The 15,691-nt window shown below is 72.9% G+C and carries 10 protein-coding genes; 1 reads left to right on the top strand and 9 read right to left on the bottom strand.

The features are described from left to right. The first annotated feature begins 136 nt into the window (after positions 1-136). Entirely contained in the window at positions 137-1,333 is a 1,197-nt protein-coding gene (locus tag OG710_RS21980) for a PQQ-dependent sugar dehydrogenase (protein WP_330240844.1), read from the top strand. 49 nt (positions 1,334-1,382) lie between these two features. Here the strand turns inward: OG710_RS21980 and OG710_RS21975 are convergent, their stop codons facing one another. The 9 genes from OG710_RS21975 to ligA all read right to left on the bottom strand — a co-directional run bounded on the left by OG710_RS21975 (position 1,383) and on the right by ligA (position 15,673). Continuing rightward, entirely contained in the window at positions 1,383-4,436 is a 3,054-nt protein-coding gene (locus tag OG710_RS21975; protein ID WP_330240843.1) for a helix-turn-helix transcriptional regulator, read from the bottom strand. Positions 4,437-4,511: 75 nt separating this feature from the next. After that, positions 4,512-4,691, bottom strand: a complete 180-nt coding sequence (locus OG710_RS21970) for a hypothetical protein (protein ID WP_330240842.1) — start codon at positions 4,689-4,691, stop codon at positions 4,512-4,514. 185 nt (positions 4,692-4,876) lie between these two features. Next, positions 4,877-7,099: an MMPL family transporter gene (locus tag OG710_RS21965; protein WP_330240841.1), complete on the bottom strand. Its 2,223-nt coding sequence runs from the start codon at positions 7,097-7,099 to the stop codon at positions 4,877-4,879. Positions 7,100-7,333: 234 nt separating this feature from the next. After that, the gene (gatB, locus tag OG710_RS21960) at positions 7,334-8,842 is read right to left on the bottom strand and encodes an Asp-tRNA(Asn)/Glu-tRNA(Gln) amidotransferase subunit GatB (RefSeq protein WP_330240840.1); all 1,509 of its coding nucleotides are present in this window, start codon (positions 8,840-8,842) and stop codon (positions 7,334-7,336) included. A gap of 15 nt (positions 8,843-8,857) precedes the next feature. Beyond that, positions 8,858-9,100, bottom strand: a complete 243-nt coding sequence (locus OG710_RS21955; RefSeq protein ID WP_330240839.1) for a hypothetical protein — start codon at positions 9,098-9,100, stop codon at positions 8,858-8,860. After that, the gene (gene gatA / locus OG710_RS21950; RefSeq protein WP_330240838.1) at positions 9,097-10,599 is read right to left on the bottom strand and encodes an Asp-tRNA(Asn)/Glu-tRNA(Gln) amidotransferase subunit GatA; all 1,503 of its coding nucleotides are present in this window, start codon (positions 10,597-10,599) and stop codon (positions 9,097-9,099) included. The genes OG710_RS21955 and gatA overlap by 4 nt, the downstream gene beginning before the upstream one ends. Positions 10,600-10,604: 5 nt before the next feature. Beyond that, a complete protein-coding gene (gatC, locus tag OG710_RS21945; RefSeq protein ID WP_018102521.1) occupies positions 10,605-10,901 on the bottom strand; it encodes an Asp-tRNA(Asn)/Glu-tRNA(Gln) amidotransferase subunit GatC in 297 nt (98 codons plus the stop codon). Between the two features lie 110 nt (positions 10,902-11,011). After that, complete coding sequence (locus OG710_RS21940; RefSeq protein ID WP_330240837.1) at positions 11,012-13,189, bottom strand: putative bifunctional diguanylate cyclase/phosphodiesterase; 2,178 nt, start codon at positions 13,187-13,189, stop codon at positions 11,012-11,014. A gap of 231 nt (positions 13,190-13,420) precedes the next feature. Then, positions 13,421-15,673: an NAD-dependent DNA ligase LigA gene (gene ligA, locus OG710_RS21935; protein WP_330240836.1), complete on the bottom strand. Its 2,253-nt coding sequence runs from the start codon at positions 15,671-15,673 to the stop codon at positions 13,421-13,423. Positions 15,674-15,691: the final 18 nt, after the last annotated feature.

Raw genomic sequence — 15,691 nt, 5'->3', positions numbered from 1 at the left:
TGGGGGTGGGGCGCGGTGTAAGAACAGGGGACAGGCGGCCGTTGAAGGGATCGGTACGGTGTTCGGATCAGTGCAGGAGCCGGTGGGGCGTCGGACGGGCCCCGGCGGAGGCGGCCGGGGGGCTCGGCGGGGCGCTGTGGCGGTGGCGGCGGCCGGTGCGCTGCTGCTCGCCGCGGGGTGCACCTCGCAGGAGGGCATGGAGAGTTCGGCGGGCCAGGGCGCGCGTTCCCCCGCGCACTCCCCCAGCGCCTCCCCCTCCCCCGACGCGTCGGCTTCGCCGTCGCCCTCCGTCTCGCGCACTCCGGCGGGCCTGCCGCCGGCCAAGGGCGCGGTCGAGCTGGTGTCCACGGTCACCGAGGGGCTGAACTCCCCGTGGGGGCTGGCCGCGCTGCCCGGCGGCGACCTCCTGGTCGGCTCCCGCGACAAGGGGACGATCACCCGTGTCGACGCCGAGAGCGGCGAGAAGAAGCTCATCGGCGCGGTGCCCGGAGTCGCGCCGGAGGGCGAGGGCGGCCTGCTCGGCATCGCCGTCTCCCCCGACTTCGGCTCGGACCATCTGGTGTACGCGTACTTCACCACCGCGTCCGACAACCGCATCGCCCGCATGATCTACGACGAGAACGCCTCCACGCCGAGTCAGTCGCTCGGCGCCCCGGACACGATCCTGCGGGGCATCCCCAAGGGCGCGATCCACAACGGCGGCCGGATCGCCTTCGGCCCGGACGGCATGCTGTACGCGGGCACGGGCGAGACGGGCGACGGCGACCGCGCCCGTGACGAGGACTCGCTGGCCGGGAAGATCCTGCGGATGACGCCGGACGGGGAGCCGCTGCACGGCAATCCGAAGGCCGACTCCGTGGTGTATTCGTACGGGCACCGCAATGTGCAGGGGCTCGCCTGGGACGCGGACAAGCGGCTGTGGGCCTCCGAGTTCGGCCAGGACACCTGGGACGAGCTGAACCTCATCGAGCCGGGCGGCGACTACGGCTGGCCGGACGCCGAGGGCGTGGCGCACGAGAAGGGCTTCCACGACCCGGTCGCCCAGTGGAAGACCTCCGAGGCGTCGCCGAGCGGCCTCGCCTACGTCAAGGGCTCCCTGTGGATGGCCGGGCTGCGGGGCGAGCGGCTGTGGCGGATTCCGCTGTCCCGCGAGGGCGGCGCCGCGCAGGAGCCGCTGGCCGCCCCGCAGGCGTTCCTGAAGGGCGAGTACGGCCGGCTGCGCACGGTCCTGGCGGCGGGCGGCGACCGGATGTGGCTGGTCACCAGCGAGACGGACGGCCGGGGCTCCCCGAAGCCCGGCGACGACCGCATCCTGCTGCTCCGGGTGCGCTAGCGCCCTGCCCGGCCGGGCGGGGGCCGGCGCTCTGCCCGGCCGGGGCGCCTCACCGGGACTCCGGTGCCGGGTAGAGGCGCAGCCGGTGGGCCAGGGCGGCGGCCTCGCCGCGGCCGGCGACGCCCAGCTTGGCCAGGATGTTGGAGACGTGCACGCTCGCGGTCTTGGGCGAGATGTACAGCTCCTCGGCGATGCGGCGGTTGGTGAGCCCGGCGGCCACCAGCCGGTGCACGTCCTGCTCGCGCGGGGTGAGCCCGAAGGACTCCACGGCGGCGGGCGCCTTCTCGGCGGGGGCCGGCGTGCCGGTGAGGGCGATGCGGGCCCGGCCGGCCAGCAGCTCGATGGACTCGGTGAGCGGGCGGGCCCCCAGCCGTACGGCGGTGGTGTGCGCCTCGCGCAGCAGCCGGGTGGCGGTGGCCCGGTCCCCGGAGGCGGTGAGCAGCGCCTCCGCCCAGCGGTGGTGGATCTGCGCCAGCTCGTACGGGCGTCGCAGCGGGGCGAACGCCCGGGCGGCCTCCTCCCAGTGGCGGGGGGTGTCGCTGCCCTCGGCCCTGGCCAGTTCGGCGTCGATCAGCGGCACATGGGCGGCCCAGACGGGGACGAGGGCGGGCAGCCGCTTGAGCTGGGCGCGGACGAGGTCGAGGACGGCGGGGCGGCCCGGTTCGGTGGCGGGCAGTCCCCGGGCGTCGGCCTCGGCCGCCGCGACGGCGTGCAGCATGGGGAAGGCGTAGCGCTGGGTGCCGGTCGGGAAGCCCTCGGCGGCCTGGGCCTCGAAGGCGGCGCGCGCCTCGGCGAGCCGGCCCTGCTGCACGGCGAGCAGGATGCCGTGCCGCACGGGGTTGATGAAGTGCTGGGGCTGGGGGTCGCTGGAGCCGAAGCAGCGCCGGGTCAGGGCGAGTTGCCGTTCGGCCTCGGCGAGATCGCCGCGGACCAGGGCCATCTCGGTGCGGCGGGCGGCGACCAGGCCCTGGGACTTGCGGGAGAGGGACTTGCGGGCGGCGGCCTCGGTGGTGGCGACGGCCTCGTCCCAGCGGCCCAGCGAGAACAGCGACATGGCCTGGTTGGTGCGGACCCACGCCTCCATGTCCGCGACGCCGTGCTCGTGGCAGATGCGGATGCCGTGGTCGGCGGCGGCGACGGCCTCCTCTGAGCGGCCCATCGCCTCCAGCGTGGAGGGCAGGTTGATACTGGCCCGGCCCATGATGTCGATGAGGCCCAGCTCGTCGGCCCGGTCGCGGACGGCGTACATCTCGGCGATGCCCTCGTCGACGGCGCCGGCGTCCGCGTTGAGCCAGCCTCGGGTGAGCCGGGCGTGCAGTTCGATGTACTCGTCGCCGACCAGCTGGGCGTACTCCACGGCCCGCTCGGCGGCGGCCAGGGTTTCGGCGCCGGGGCGGTGCAGGGCGCCCCAGCCGGCCACCATCATCAGCACGTCCGCGTGCACCGCCGACGGCGGCAGGCCCCGGACCAGGCGTTCGGCGGTGGCCAGCTCCTCCCAGCCGTCGCCGCGGGTGAGGTCCTGGACGAGGCGGGAGCGCTGCACCCAGAACCAGGCGGCGCGCAGGGGGTCGTCCTCGCCGGCCAGGATGCGCAGCGCCTTCTTGCAGATGGCGAAGGCCCGCTCGCGCTCGCCGCCGAGGCGGGCCGCGACGGTGGCCTCGGCCAGCAGGTCGAGGTGGCGCAGCGGGGAGGCGTCGGAGCGGCAGGCGGGGTAGACCTCTGCGTAGTCGATGGGGCGCAGGGTGCGGCGTACGGCGCACGGGGCGTCGTCCCACAGCTCCAGCGCCCGTTCGAGCAGGCGCAGTTGTTCGGCGTAGGCGTTGCGGCGGCGGGCCTCGACGGATGCCTTGAGGACGGCGGGCAGTGCCTTGGCCGGGTCGTGCGCCCCGTACCAGTAGCTGGCGAGCCGGGTGGCGCGCTCGTTCTCGCCGACGAGGGCCGGGTCGGCCTCCAGTGCCTCGGCGTAGCGGCGGTTGAGGCGGGAGCGCTCGCCGGGGAGCAGGTCGTCGCTGACGGCCTCGCGGACCAGGGAGTGGCGGAAGCGGTAGCCGTCGCCCTCGGGCGTGGTGAGCAGCAGGTTGGCGCCGACGGCGGTGCGCAGGGCCTCGATGAGGTCGTCCTCGGCGAGGCCGGCGACGGCGGCGAGCAGTTCGTACTCGACGGCGGAGCCGCCCTCGGCGACGATCCTGGCGACCTTCTGGGCGTCGTCGGAGAGGGTTTCGACGCGGACGAGGAGGAGGTCGCGCAGCGAGTCGGGCAGTCCGTCGCCGTCCCCGTCGCCGCACTCCAGGATGCAGGCCAGTTCCTCGACGAAGAAGGCGTTGCCGTCGGAGCGCTCGAATATCTCGTCCACCAGGGCGGGGTCGGGGGTGTCGGCGAGGATGCCGGCGAGCTGGCGGCGCACCTCGGAGCGGGTGAACCGGGCGAGTTCGATGCGGCGGACGGTGCGCAGCCGGTCGATCTCGGCGAGGAGGGGGCGCAGCGGGTGGCGGCGGTGGATGTCGTCGGCGCGGTAGGTGCCGACGACGACGAGGCGGCCGCCGCGCAGGGTGCGGAAGAGGTAGGCGAGGAGGTGGCGGGTGGAGGAGTCCGCCCAGTGCAGGTCCTCCAGGACGAGCACCACGGCCCGGTCGGCGGAGATGCGCTCCAGCAGCCGGACGGTGAGTTCGAAGAGGCGGGCGGTGCCGTGCTCGTCGGAGCCGTCGCGGCCGGCTTCGCCGAGTTCGGGCAGCAGCCGGGCCAGTTCGCCCTCCTGGCCGGCGCAGGCCGCGGCCATCTCCTCGGGCAGGGCGCGGCGCAGGGCGCGCAGGGCGGCGGAGAAGGGGGCGTAGGGCAGGCCCTCGGCGCCGATCTCGACGCAGCCGCCGACGGCGACGACGGCGTCCCGGCGGGCGGCGACGGCGAGGAACTCCTCGACGAGGCGGGTCTTGCCGACTCCGGCCTCGCCGCCGATGAGCAGGGCCTGCGGTTCACCGCAGAACCCCCCGGCGGCGCCGGAGGGTTCGGTGGTGGCGCGGGTGAGCGCGCCGGTGAGCGAATTGAGTTCGCCGGTGCGGCCGACGAACACGGGGCTGACTGACCTGGTCTCCACGCCGCCGAGCATCGCACACGGGTCCGACAGCGGGGACGGAATATGCCGGGGACCGTGCGGTCCCCGGCTCCGGTTCACCGCCGCCCCCTACGCGGCGGGCGTGAACCGGTCCCGTACGCCGCCGCTGCTCACCGTCCTTCCGGGTTCCTGGCGTCCGCTGCGGCGGGCGACGCGGCGGGAGCGGCGGGCCTCGTCGGCGAGGCGCCGGAGATCGGAGCGGCGCAGCAGTTCGGCGTGCATGATCTTGTGGAGTTCGAACTCGTACATGGTGGTGTCCCCCCGGGGTGACGGGCCCTTCGGGCCTCGGTGGCGGCGGTTCCTCCGCCGTGCCACCACTCTCGTCCCCCAGGGGGGTGTGCCGCATCGGGCGTCTTCCGCATCTGTGCCGCAGGGGGGCCTTAGACGCGGCGCCCTACCACCGCAGGGTCCCGGTGAAACCACCCGGACATGCCTTAGACGCTCTCGCGGACCGCCCCGGCCGGCTCGTCCGCGTACGTACCCCGGCCCGGTGCCGGTACGGGGGCCACCGGGTGGTCCGGCGGTTCGACGGACAGGCGGGGCAGCCGGCGGTCCAGCCAGCGGGGCAGCCACCAGTTGGCGCCGCCCAGCAGGTGCATCAGGGCCGGGACGAGCAGGGTGCGCAGGACGAAGGCGTCCAGGGCGACGGCCGCCGCCAGGGCGATGCCGAACATCGCGATCACCCGGTCGCCGCTGAGGACGAAGGCGAGGAACACCGAGATCATGATGACGGCGGCGGAGTTGATCACCCGGCTGGTCTCGGCGAGGCCGACCCGGACCGCGCGCCGGTTGTCCCGCGTCTCCAGCCACTCCTCGTACATCCGGCCGACCAGGAAGACCTGGTAGTCCATGGAGAGGCCGAAGAGCACCGAGACCATGATCACCGGGAGGAAGGGTTCGATGGGGCCCGCGCTGCCCAGGCCGAGCAGTTCGCTGCCCCAGCCCCACTGGAAGATCGCGACGACGACGCCGAAGGAGGAGGCGACCGCCGCGATGTTCATCGCCGCCGCCTTGAGGGGGATGCCGATGGACCGGAAGGCCAGCAGCAGGAGCAGGCAGCCGAGTCCGACGACGACGCCGACGAACAGCGGCAGCTTGCCGATGACGACCTGGGCGAAGTCGTCGTAGCTGGCGGTGACCCCGCCGACGTGGGTCTCCAGCGAGGTGTTGTCGGCCGCCTTCGGCAGGACGTCGGTGCGCAGCCGTTCGACCAGGTCGCTGGTGTCGCGGGACTGCGGGGACGAGTCGGGGACGACGGTGACGAAGGCGGTGTCGCCGGCGGCGTTGTAGGTGACCGGGTCGACCCGCGCCACCCCGTCGACGGCGCGCAGGGTGGCGGGCAGGGCGTCCATCGCGAGCCGGTCGTCGGCGCCGTCCAGGTGGGCGGCGACGGTGAGCGGTCCGTTGACGCCGGGGCCGAAGCCGTCGGCGAGCAGGTCGTACGCCTGCCGGGTGGTGCTGGAATCGGCGTTGTTGCCCTGGTCGGAGGTGCCGAGGTGGAGCGAGAAGGTGGGCAGCGCGAGGGCCAGCATCACGACGGCGGCCAGCGAGCCGAGCAGCTTGGGGTGCCGTTCGACGAAGGCGGACCAGCGGGCGGCGAAGCCGGTGGGTGATTCGGGCTGCGGCCCGTGCGCGGCCAGCCGGGCGCGCTCGCGCCGGCTGAGCGCGCGCAGGCCGATGAGCGACAGCAGGGCCGGCAGCAGGGTCACCGAGGCGGCCACGGTCAGCACGACGGTCAGCGAGGCGGCGATGGCGACGCCGTTGAGGAAGCTGAGCCGCAGGATCAGCATGCCGAGCAGCGCGATGCAGACGGTGGCGCCGGCGAAGACGACGGCCCGGCCGGTCGTGGCCACCGCGTGCTGTGCGGCCTCGGGCACGGTCATGCCGCGCCGCAGTCCTCTGCGGTGCCGGGTGACGATGAACAGGGCGTAGTCGATGCCGACGCCGAGGCCGATGAGCATGCCGAGCATGGGCGCGAAGTCGGCGACGGTCATCAGATGGCCGAGGAGCACGATGCCCGCGTACGCGGTGCCGACCGAGACGAGCGCGGTGGCGATGGGCAGCATGCTGGCGGCGAGGGAGCCGAAGGCGACGAAGAGCACGACGGCCGCGACGGCGACCCCGATGATCTCGCTGAGATGGGCGGCGGGCGCCTCGGTGAGCGCGATGGCGGAGCCGCCCAGTTCGACGCGCAGGTGCGGGCTCTCGGCCGCCTCGGCGGTGTCCACGACGGCCTGTGCCTGCGCCACGGGCACGTCGTCGGCGCGCTGGTCGAAGGTGACGGTGGCGTACGCGGTGTGCCCGTCGGCGCTGATCTGCGCGGCGCCGGTCTCCGTATAGGGTCCGGCCACCGCCCCGACGCCGGGCAGCCGTTCGACGGCGTGCAGGGTGCGGGTCATCTTCTGCTGGACGTCGGTGGCCCGGACCGTGGAGTCCTCGGTGTGCCAGACGATGGTGTCCGTGTCGCCGCCGAGGTCGGTGAAGCCGCTCTTGAGCAGTTCGGCGGCGCGGCCCGACTCGGTGCCCGGGGCCTCGTAGTCGTTGGAGTACGCGGACCCCGCGAACCCGGCCGCGGCGGCCGTGCCGCCGAGGGCGAGCAGCCAGATCAGTACGGCGATGAGGCGGTGCGTGACGCACCAGCGGGCGATGGCAGCCAAGAGGACGCGCTCCCTGCGGGTTCGTGGTCTTCCCGGCGACCGGCACTGCCGCCCGCGGGAGAACGCATGACCTGAGACCGCCACTCTCGCAGCCATTCGAGATCATTTGCCCGTTTCGTGGGGAGGGTCACAGCGGGCAGATCCACCTATGGACGACATAAGTACGCCCATACGAAGGGGCGGTGGGCCCGGTTCGCGACCGGACCCACCGCCCCTTCGGCGTACGGGAAGGGCTCAGCCCTCGACGCCCAGCTTCTGAAGGATCAGCTCGCGGACGCGGGCCGCGTCGGCCTGGCCGCGAGTCGCCTTCATGACCGCGCCGACCAGCGCACCGGCCGCCGCGACCTTGCCGCCGCGGATCTTGTCCGCGATGGCCGCGTTGCCCGCGATGGCCTCGTCCACGGCGGTGGACAGGGCGCCCTCGTCGGAGACGACCTTGAGGCCGCGCTTCTCGACGACGGTGTCCGGGTCGCCCTCGCCGGCGAGCACACCCTCCAGGACCTGGCGGGCGAGCTTGTCGTTGAGGTCGCCCGCGGCGACCAGCTCGGCGACCCGGGCGACCTGCGCCGGGGTGACGGGCAGCTCGTCGAGGCCGCGGCCGGTCTCGTTGGCGTTGCGGGCCAGCTCGCCCATCCACCACTTGCGGGCCTGGTCCGCGGGGGCGCCCGCCTCGATCGTGGCCACGATCAGCTCGACCGCGCCCGCGTTGAGGATGGACTGCATGTCGTGCTCGGAGACGCCCCACTCCTCCTTGAGCCGGGCGCGGCGGACGCGCGGCAGCTCGGGGAGCCCCTTGCGCAGCTCCTCGACCCACTCGCGGGCCGGGGCGACCGGCACCAGGTCCGGCTCGGGGAAGTAGCGGTAGTCCTCGGCGTTGTCCTTGATGCGGCCGGCCGTGGTGGAGCCGTCCTCCTCGTGGAAGTGCCGGGTCTCCTGCACGACGGTGCCGCCGGAGTTCAGCACCGCGGCGTGGCGCTGGATCTCGAAGCGGGCGGCGCGCTCGACGGAACGCAGCGAGTTGACGTTCTTCGTCTCGGAGCGCGTACCGAAGGTCTCGGTGCCGTGCGGGCGCAGCGACAGGTTGACGTCGCAGCGCATCTGGCCCATCTCCATGCGGGCCTCGGAGACGCCGAGCGCCTTGATGAGCTCGCGCAGCTCGGCGACGTACGCCTTGGCGACCTCGGGGGCGCGTGCGCCCGCTCCCTCGATCGGCTTGGTGACGATCTCGATGAGCGGGATGCCCGCGCGGTTGTAGTCGAGCAGGGAGTGGGACGCGCCGTGGATACGGCCGGTGGCGCCGCCGACGTGCGTCGACTTGCCGGTGTCCTCCTCCATGTGGGCGCGTTCGATCTGCACCCGGAAGATCTCGCCGTCCTCCAGCTGGACGTCCAGATAGCCGTTGAAGGCGATCGGCTCGTCGTACTGGGAGGTCTGGAAGTTCTTCGGCATGTCCGGATAGAAGTAGTTCTTCCGGGCGAAGCGGCACCACTCGGCGATCTCGCAGTTCAGCGCGAGGCCGATCTTGATCGCGGACTCGACGCCGATCGCGTTGACGACCGGCAGCGCGCCGGGCAGGCCGAGGCAGACCGGGCAGGTCTGCGAGTTGGCGTCCTGCTTCAGCTCGGTGGAGCAGCCGCAGAACATCTTCGTCTTGGTACCGAGCTCCACATGGACCTCGAGGCCCATGACGGGGTCGTACGTCGCGAGGGCGTCCTCGTACGACTCCAGGTCGATGACAGTCACGGAAAACTTTCCCTCTCAGCCCAGCAGTACGTCGTCGTCGCCGAGACGCTTCAGTTCGCGATAGAGGATCGCGAGGCCGGTCACGATGGCGGCGGCGGACACGGCGGCGTCGATGAGCCGCAGTGTGTCGTTGTCCTCGCGTGCGAGCCTCGCCTGCTTGACGACGCTGAGCGCACCGAACGCGGTGCTGCCCATCGACACGTACAGCCCGGTCTTCGACTTCTTGAAGTTCTTGGCTTTCTTGGCCATGGCACTCATAGCGACGGAGCCTCCTCCAGCAGCGGGTGACCCCACCTTTCCACGAAGGCGGCCTCGACGGCGGCTCCGACCTTGTAGAGCCGGTCGTCCTTCATGGCGGGCGCGATGATCTGCAGCCCGACCGGGAGGCCGTCCTCCGGGGCCAGGCCGCAGGGCAGCGACATGGCGGAGTTGCCGGCCAGGTTGGTCGGGATGGTGCACAGGTCGGCCAGGTACATCGCCATCGGGTCGTCGGCGCGCTCACCGATCGGGAAGGCGGTGGTGGGCGTGGTCGGCGAGACGATCACGTCCACCCGCTCGAACGCCTGCTCGAACTCGCGGGTGATCAGCGTACGGACCTTCTGCGCGGAGCCGTAGTACGCGTCGTAGTAGCCGGAGCTGAGCGCGTACGTACCGAGGATGATGCGGCGCTTGACCTCGTCGCCGAAGCCGGCCTCGCGGGTGAGCGCGGTGACCTCCTCGGCGGACTTCGTGCCGTCGTCCCCGACGCGCAGGCCGTAGCGCATGGCGTCGAACCGGGCGAGGTTCGAGGAGCACTCGGACGGCGCGATCAGGTAGTACGCCGAAAGGGCGAGGTCGAAGCTGGGGCAGTCCAGCTCGACCACGGTGGCGCCGAGCGATTCGAGCAGCTCGACCGACTCGTTGAAGCGCTGGACGACACCGGCCTGGTAGCCCTCGCCGGAGAACTGCTTGACGACCCCGACGCGCATGCCCCGCACGGAGCCGTTGCGCGCGGCCTCGACCACGGGCGGGACCGGCGCGTCGATCGACGTGGAGTCCATCGGGTCGTGGCCGGCGATCGCCTCGTGCAGCAGGGCCGCGTCCAGGACGGTGCGGGCGCAGGGCCCGCCCTGGTCCAGGGAGGACGAGAAGGCGACCATGCCGTAGCGGGAGACCCCGCCGTAGGTGGGCTTGACGCCGACCGTGCCGGTGACGGCGGCGGGCTGGCGGATGGAGCCGCCGGTGTCCGTGCCGATGGCGAGCGGGGCCTCGAAGGCGGCCAGGGCGGCCGAGGAGCCGCCGCCGGAGCCGCCGGGGATACGGGTGAGGTCCCAGGGGTTGCCGGTGGGGCCGTAGGCGCTGTTCTCGGTGGAGGACCCCATGGCGAACTCGTCCATGTTGGTCTTGCCGAGGATGACCACGTCGGCGGCCTTCAGCTTCCGCGTGACCGTCGCGTCGTACGGCGGCACCCAGCCCTCGAGGATCTTGGAGCCGACGGTGGTCGGCATGCCCTTCGTGGTGAAGATGTCCTTGAGCGCGAGCGGGACGCCGGCCAGCGGGCCCAGCTTCTCGCCGGCCGCCTTCTTGGCGTCCACGGCGCGGGCCTGGGCGAGCGCGCCCTCCCGGTCGACGTGCAGGAAGGCGTGCACCTTCTCGTCGACGGCCTCGATCCTGGCGAGGTGGGCCTCGGTGACCTCGACGGCGGTGAACTCGCCGGAGGCGATGCCCGCGGCGATCTCGGCCGCGGTGAGCTTGATGATGCTGCTGATGTCCGTCATGGCTGTCAGTCCTCCCCCAGGATCTGCGGCACCTTGAAACGCTGCTGCTCCTGGGCCGGGGCGCCGGAGAGCGCCTGCTCGGGGGTGAGAGACGGACGGACGACGTCCGCCCGCATGACGTTCGTCAGCGGCAGCGGGTGGGAGGTCGGCGGTACGTCTTGGTCGGCGACCTCGGAGACGCGGGCGACCGCGCCGATGATGTCGTCGAGCTGACCGGCGAAGTGATCGAGCTCTTCGCCCTTCAGCTCCAGACGCGCCAGCCGGGCGAGGTGGGCGACCTCCTCGCGCGTGATGCCAGGCATGCAGCGATCCTCAAGGGTTGGTGTGTGGTTTTGGCCCAATCCTATGGGGTCGGCCACACCACCGGCGGCCACCCGTGGGAAACGTCGCGGGGGCCGCTCCCGGGGGGTGGTTACGTGGTTGCCGGGCGGGGGCCCGATGTGCGGCCGGAGGGGCGCTGTTCCAGCTCGGCCGCCGGGGCCGGGGCCTTCACCGCGGAGGCCGCCGCGGCTGCCGCCGCCGCTGCCGCGGCCAGCTCGGCCGGGCGGCGCCAGCCGTGCTCGCCGCGCGCCCGCAGCCAGGCCGTCATCTCCTGCGGCGGCATCGCGGCGGCCACCAGCCAGCCCTGCACCGCGTCGCACCGCAGGTCCCGCAGCCGCTCCCAGGTCTCGTCGTCCTCGACGCCCTCCGCCACGACGAGCAGGCCCAGCGAGTGGGCCAGGTCGATGGTGCAGCGGACGATCTCCGCGTCCTCCTGGTCGATGGCGAGCCGGGCCACGAAGGACCGGTCGATCTTCAGCTCGCTGACGGGCAGCCGGCGCAGATGGACCAGCGAGGAGTAGCCGGTGCCGAAGTCGTCGAGGGACATCTTCACGCCGTGCCCGGTCAGCCCGGCGAGGGTGTCCGCCGCGCGCTGCGGGTCCTCCAGGAGCACGTGCTCCGTTATCTCCAGCTGGAGCGCGCCGGCCGGGACGCCGTGCCGGGCGAGCCGGGCCGCGACGCCGCCGGCGAATCCGGGGGTGTGCACATCGCGCGGGGAGACGTTGACCGCGACGGGTACGAAGAGGCCCTGCGCCCGCCACCGGGCGACCTGGGCGAGCGCCGTCTCCAGGACGTACTCCGTGAGGTGCGGCATCAGCCCGGAGGACTCGGCGATCGCGATGAACTCGTCCGGGGGGACCCGGCCGCGCTCCGGGTGCACCCAGCGCACCAGCGCCTCGAGACCGGCGACCTGGCCGTCGAAGCGGACCTTGGGCTGGTAGTGCAGCTCCACCTCGCCGGCGTCCAGCGCGCGGCGCAGGTCGCCGAGGAGGCCCAGCCGGTCCGGGGTGTTGCTGTCGCGCTTGGACTCGTACACCTCGACGCCGGTGCGGTCCCGCTTGGCCTGGTACATCGCGACGTCGGCGCGGCGCAGCAGGCCCTCCGCGTCCAGCGCGTGGTCCGGGAAGACGGCGACCCCGGCGCTGGCCTCCAGGACCAGGGTCAGCCCGTCCAGGTCCAGCGGGGACGACAGCTCGGCGACGAGGTGCCGGGCGACGCGCTGGGCGCTGGTGGTGGAGTCCGCCGTGGGCAGCAGGACCGCGAACTCGTCGCCGCCGAGCCTGGCCGTCTCCGCGCCGCGCGGCAGGGCGAGCCGCAGCCGCTCCGCGATCTGGAGGAGCAGCCGGTCGCCGGCGAGGTGGCCGAGGGTGTCGTTGACCGCGCGGAAGCGGTCGAGGTCGATCAGGACCAGGCCGACCCGGTGGCCGAGGTTCTCCGCCTCCTCCAGCGCCGTCCAGGTGCGCTCCAGCAGCCACTGGCGGTTGGGCAGCCCGGTGAGCGGGTCCTTGAGCTGTTCCTCGGCGCGGGCGCGGGCGATCCAGAGCGTGGAGTCGAGCGCGATCAGCGGGACCGCGAACAGCGGCAGCAGGACCGGCCGGGCCATCGCGACGACGCAGATCAGCGGGGCGATGCCGAGCAGGGCGACCGCGACGAGCCCCTGGCGGAGCATGGCAGTGCGGGCGACGGTGGGCAGGCCGCTGCCCGGCTGGGCGCGCGAATACCACAGCAGGACGCGGGTGACGACCAGATAGGTGGTGGCGGCGAGGAGGAGTTCCGGAACGGCGTCGATCCCCCAGTCGAGTGGCCGCCAGGGGGTCTCGACGGACTGCACCTCGCCGAACGCGGCGAGCACCAGGGCCGCCGCGCCCACCCCGAGGATGTCCACCGCGCCGTGCAGCAGCCCCTGCCACCAGCGGTGCCGGCGGGCGACGCCGACGAGAACGACCACCACGAGGCTGACCAGCCCGGCGGGCACCCAGCCGTAGAGCAGCAGCACGGCCAGGGTGAGGGCGGCGCCGGAGCCGGTGCCGCCCCACCAGCGGTCCCGGCCGAGGGCGACCAGATGGCCGACGACGATGCCGGTGAGGACGGCGAGCGACCAGCCGGCCCGGCCGTCCGGGAAGAGGGCGCGGCCCTCGCTGAGGGCACGGTAGAAGCCGGTCGCGAGCTGGACCGCGGCGAGGGCCACGACGACGGCGCCCACCTGGGGCGCCGGCCCCACGAAACCCTGCAGCCGCGTCACCGGTGCGGCGCTCTCGGTCGGTTTCATTCCGTCCCTCTCACAGCCGGCGATGCCGATGTCACCCGATGTCTGTGTTCCGTGCCACGACGCGCTCCGGGCCCCGCCCGGTGGCCGGGTCCGAGGGCGCATCTGACCACAGTAGGCCGCGGAGGGCTGCTACGGGCAGCGGTCTACCGCTCTTGCCCGAATGCGAACCGACTGTCCGTCAGCATCTGCTATGCGCCGATCGGGTGACCAGGACGGTGTGTCGGCGGGCTGTCAGGCGCCGGACGTGCCCGCCTCCCCCGCCGTCTCGTCGGGGGCGGGCTCCCCGGCGGGGACGGCCGCTTCGCGGGCGGCGTCCGGACCTTGGTCGAGCAGGACGGCGAAGCCGGTCTCGTCCAGAACCGGAACCTTGAGCTGAACCGCTTTGTCGTACTTCGATCCGGGGTTGTCACCGACGACCACGAAGGAGGTCTTCTTGGAAACGGAACCCGTGACCTTGGCTCCCCGGCTCTGCAGCGCCTCTTTCGCGCCATCCCTGGTGTGCCCGGTCAGGGTGCCCGTGACCACGACGGTCAGTCCTTCGAGGGGCCGGGGCCCCTCGTCCTCCCCGGCCCTCTCGTCCTCCATCCGGACTCCGGCCTCGCGCCATTTGCGGATGATCTCGCGGTGCCAGTCCTCGGCGAACCACTCCTTGACGGAGGCGGCGATGATGGGCCCGACCCCGTCGGCGTCGACCAGCTCCTGTTCGGTGGCTTCCTCGATGCGGTCGATGGACGGGAACTGGCGGGCCAGCTCACGGGCGGCGACCGGGCCGACGTGGCGGATGGAGAGCCCGGTCAGGACGCGGGCCAGCGGGGCCTGCTTGGCCGCGGCGATGGCGTCCAGCATGGCGAGGGCGTTCTTCCTGGGCTCGCCCTGCTGGTTGGCGAAGACGCGGGCGATCTTCTCCTCGCCGGTCTTCGGGTCGCGCCGGGGCAGCCCGCTGTCCGGGTCCAGGACGTAGGCGCGGATCGGCAGCAGTTCGTCCATGGTCAGGCCGAAGAGGTCGCCCTCGTCGCGCATCGGGGGCCGGTCGGGCTCCAGCGGCGCGGTCAGCGCGGCGGCGGCGACGTAGCCGAAGTGGTCGATGTCCAGGCACTTGCGGCCGGCGAGGTAGGCGACGCGCTCCCGCAACTGGGCGGGGCAGGACCGGGCGTTGGGGCAGCGGACGTCGACGTCCGCCTCCTTCATGGGCTTCAGTTCCGTGCCGCACTCGGGGCAGTGGGTCGGCATGACGAACGCCGTCTCGGTGCCGTCGCGGAGGTCGGCGACCGGGCCGAGGATCTCCGGGATGACGTCACCGGCCTTGCGGAGCACCACCGTGTCCCCGATGAGGACGCCCTTGGCCTTGACCACGTTCTGGTTGTGCAGGGTGGCGAACTCGACCTCGGAGCCGGCCACCACGACCGGTTCGACCTGGGCGTACGGGGTGACACGGCCGGTGCGGCCGACGCCGACGCGGATGTTGACGAGCTTGGTGTTGACCTCCTCCGGCGGGTACTTCCAGGCGATGGCCCAGCGCGGCGCGCGGGAGGTGGAGCCGAGCCGGCCCTGGAGCGGGATCTCGTCCAGCTTGACGACGACGCCGTCGATCTCGTGCTCCACGGAGTGCCGGTGCTCGCCGAAGTGCGCGATGAACTCCCGTACGCCCGCGAGGGAGTCGACCACCTTGTTGTACTTGGCGGTGGGCAGCCCCCACTCGCGCAGCAGTTCGTAGGCGTGCGAGAGGCAGTCGATGTCGAAGCCCTCGCGGGCGCCGATGCCGTGCACCACCATGTGCAGCGGGCGGGTGGCGGTGACCTTGGGGTCCTTCTGGCGCAGTGAACCGGCGGCGGCGTTACGGGGGTTGGCGAAGGGCTTCTCGTCGGCGGCGACCAGCCGGGCGTTCAGCTCCTCGAACCCCTCCATCGGGAAGAAGACCTCGCCGCGCACCTCGACCAGCGGCGGGACGCGGTCGCCGGTCAGCCGGTGCGGGATGTCCGCGATGGTGCGGATGTTGGGGGTGATGTCCTCGCCGGTCCGGCCGTCGCCCCGGGTCGCGGCGCGGGTCAGCACGCCGTTCTCGTACGTGAGGTTGACGGCGAGTCCGTCGATCTTCAGCTCGCACAGGAAGTGGTAGCCGGGCGAGCCGACGTCCCGTGCGACGCGCTCGGCCCAGGAGGCCAGCTCCTCGTCGTCGAAGGCGTTGTCCAGCGAGAGCATCGGCTCGCGGTGCTCGACGGAGGTGAACTCCGTGCGGTACGGCCCGGCGACCTTCTGGCTCGGGGAGTCCGGGGTGCGCAGCTCGGGGTGGCCGTCCTCCAGGGCCTCCAGCTCCCGCATCAGCCGGTCGAACTCGGCGTCGCTGACGACCGGCTGGTCGTTGACGTAGTACCGGAAGCGGTGCTCCTCGATCTGCTCCGCGAGGAGCTTGTGCCGCTCCCGCGCCCGGGCCGGCACCGCGCTCTGCCCAGTGTCCTGCCCGGTGGTCCGCTCTTCGCCGGCCATCGTCCCGTCCTCCCGTTA

This window comes from Streptomyces sp. NBC_00525 (assembly GCF_036346595.1).
Lineage (GTDB): Bacteria > Actinomycetota > Actinomycetes > Streptomycetales > Streptomycetaceae > Streptomyces.
Note: the sequence above shows the minus strand (reverse complement) of the source record. Positions and strands in the feature narration are given on the sequence as shown.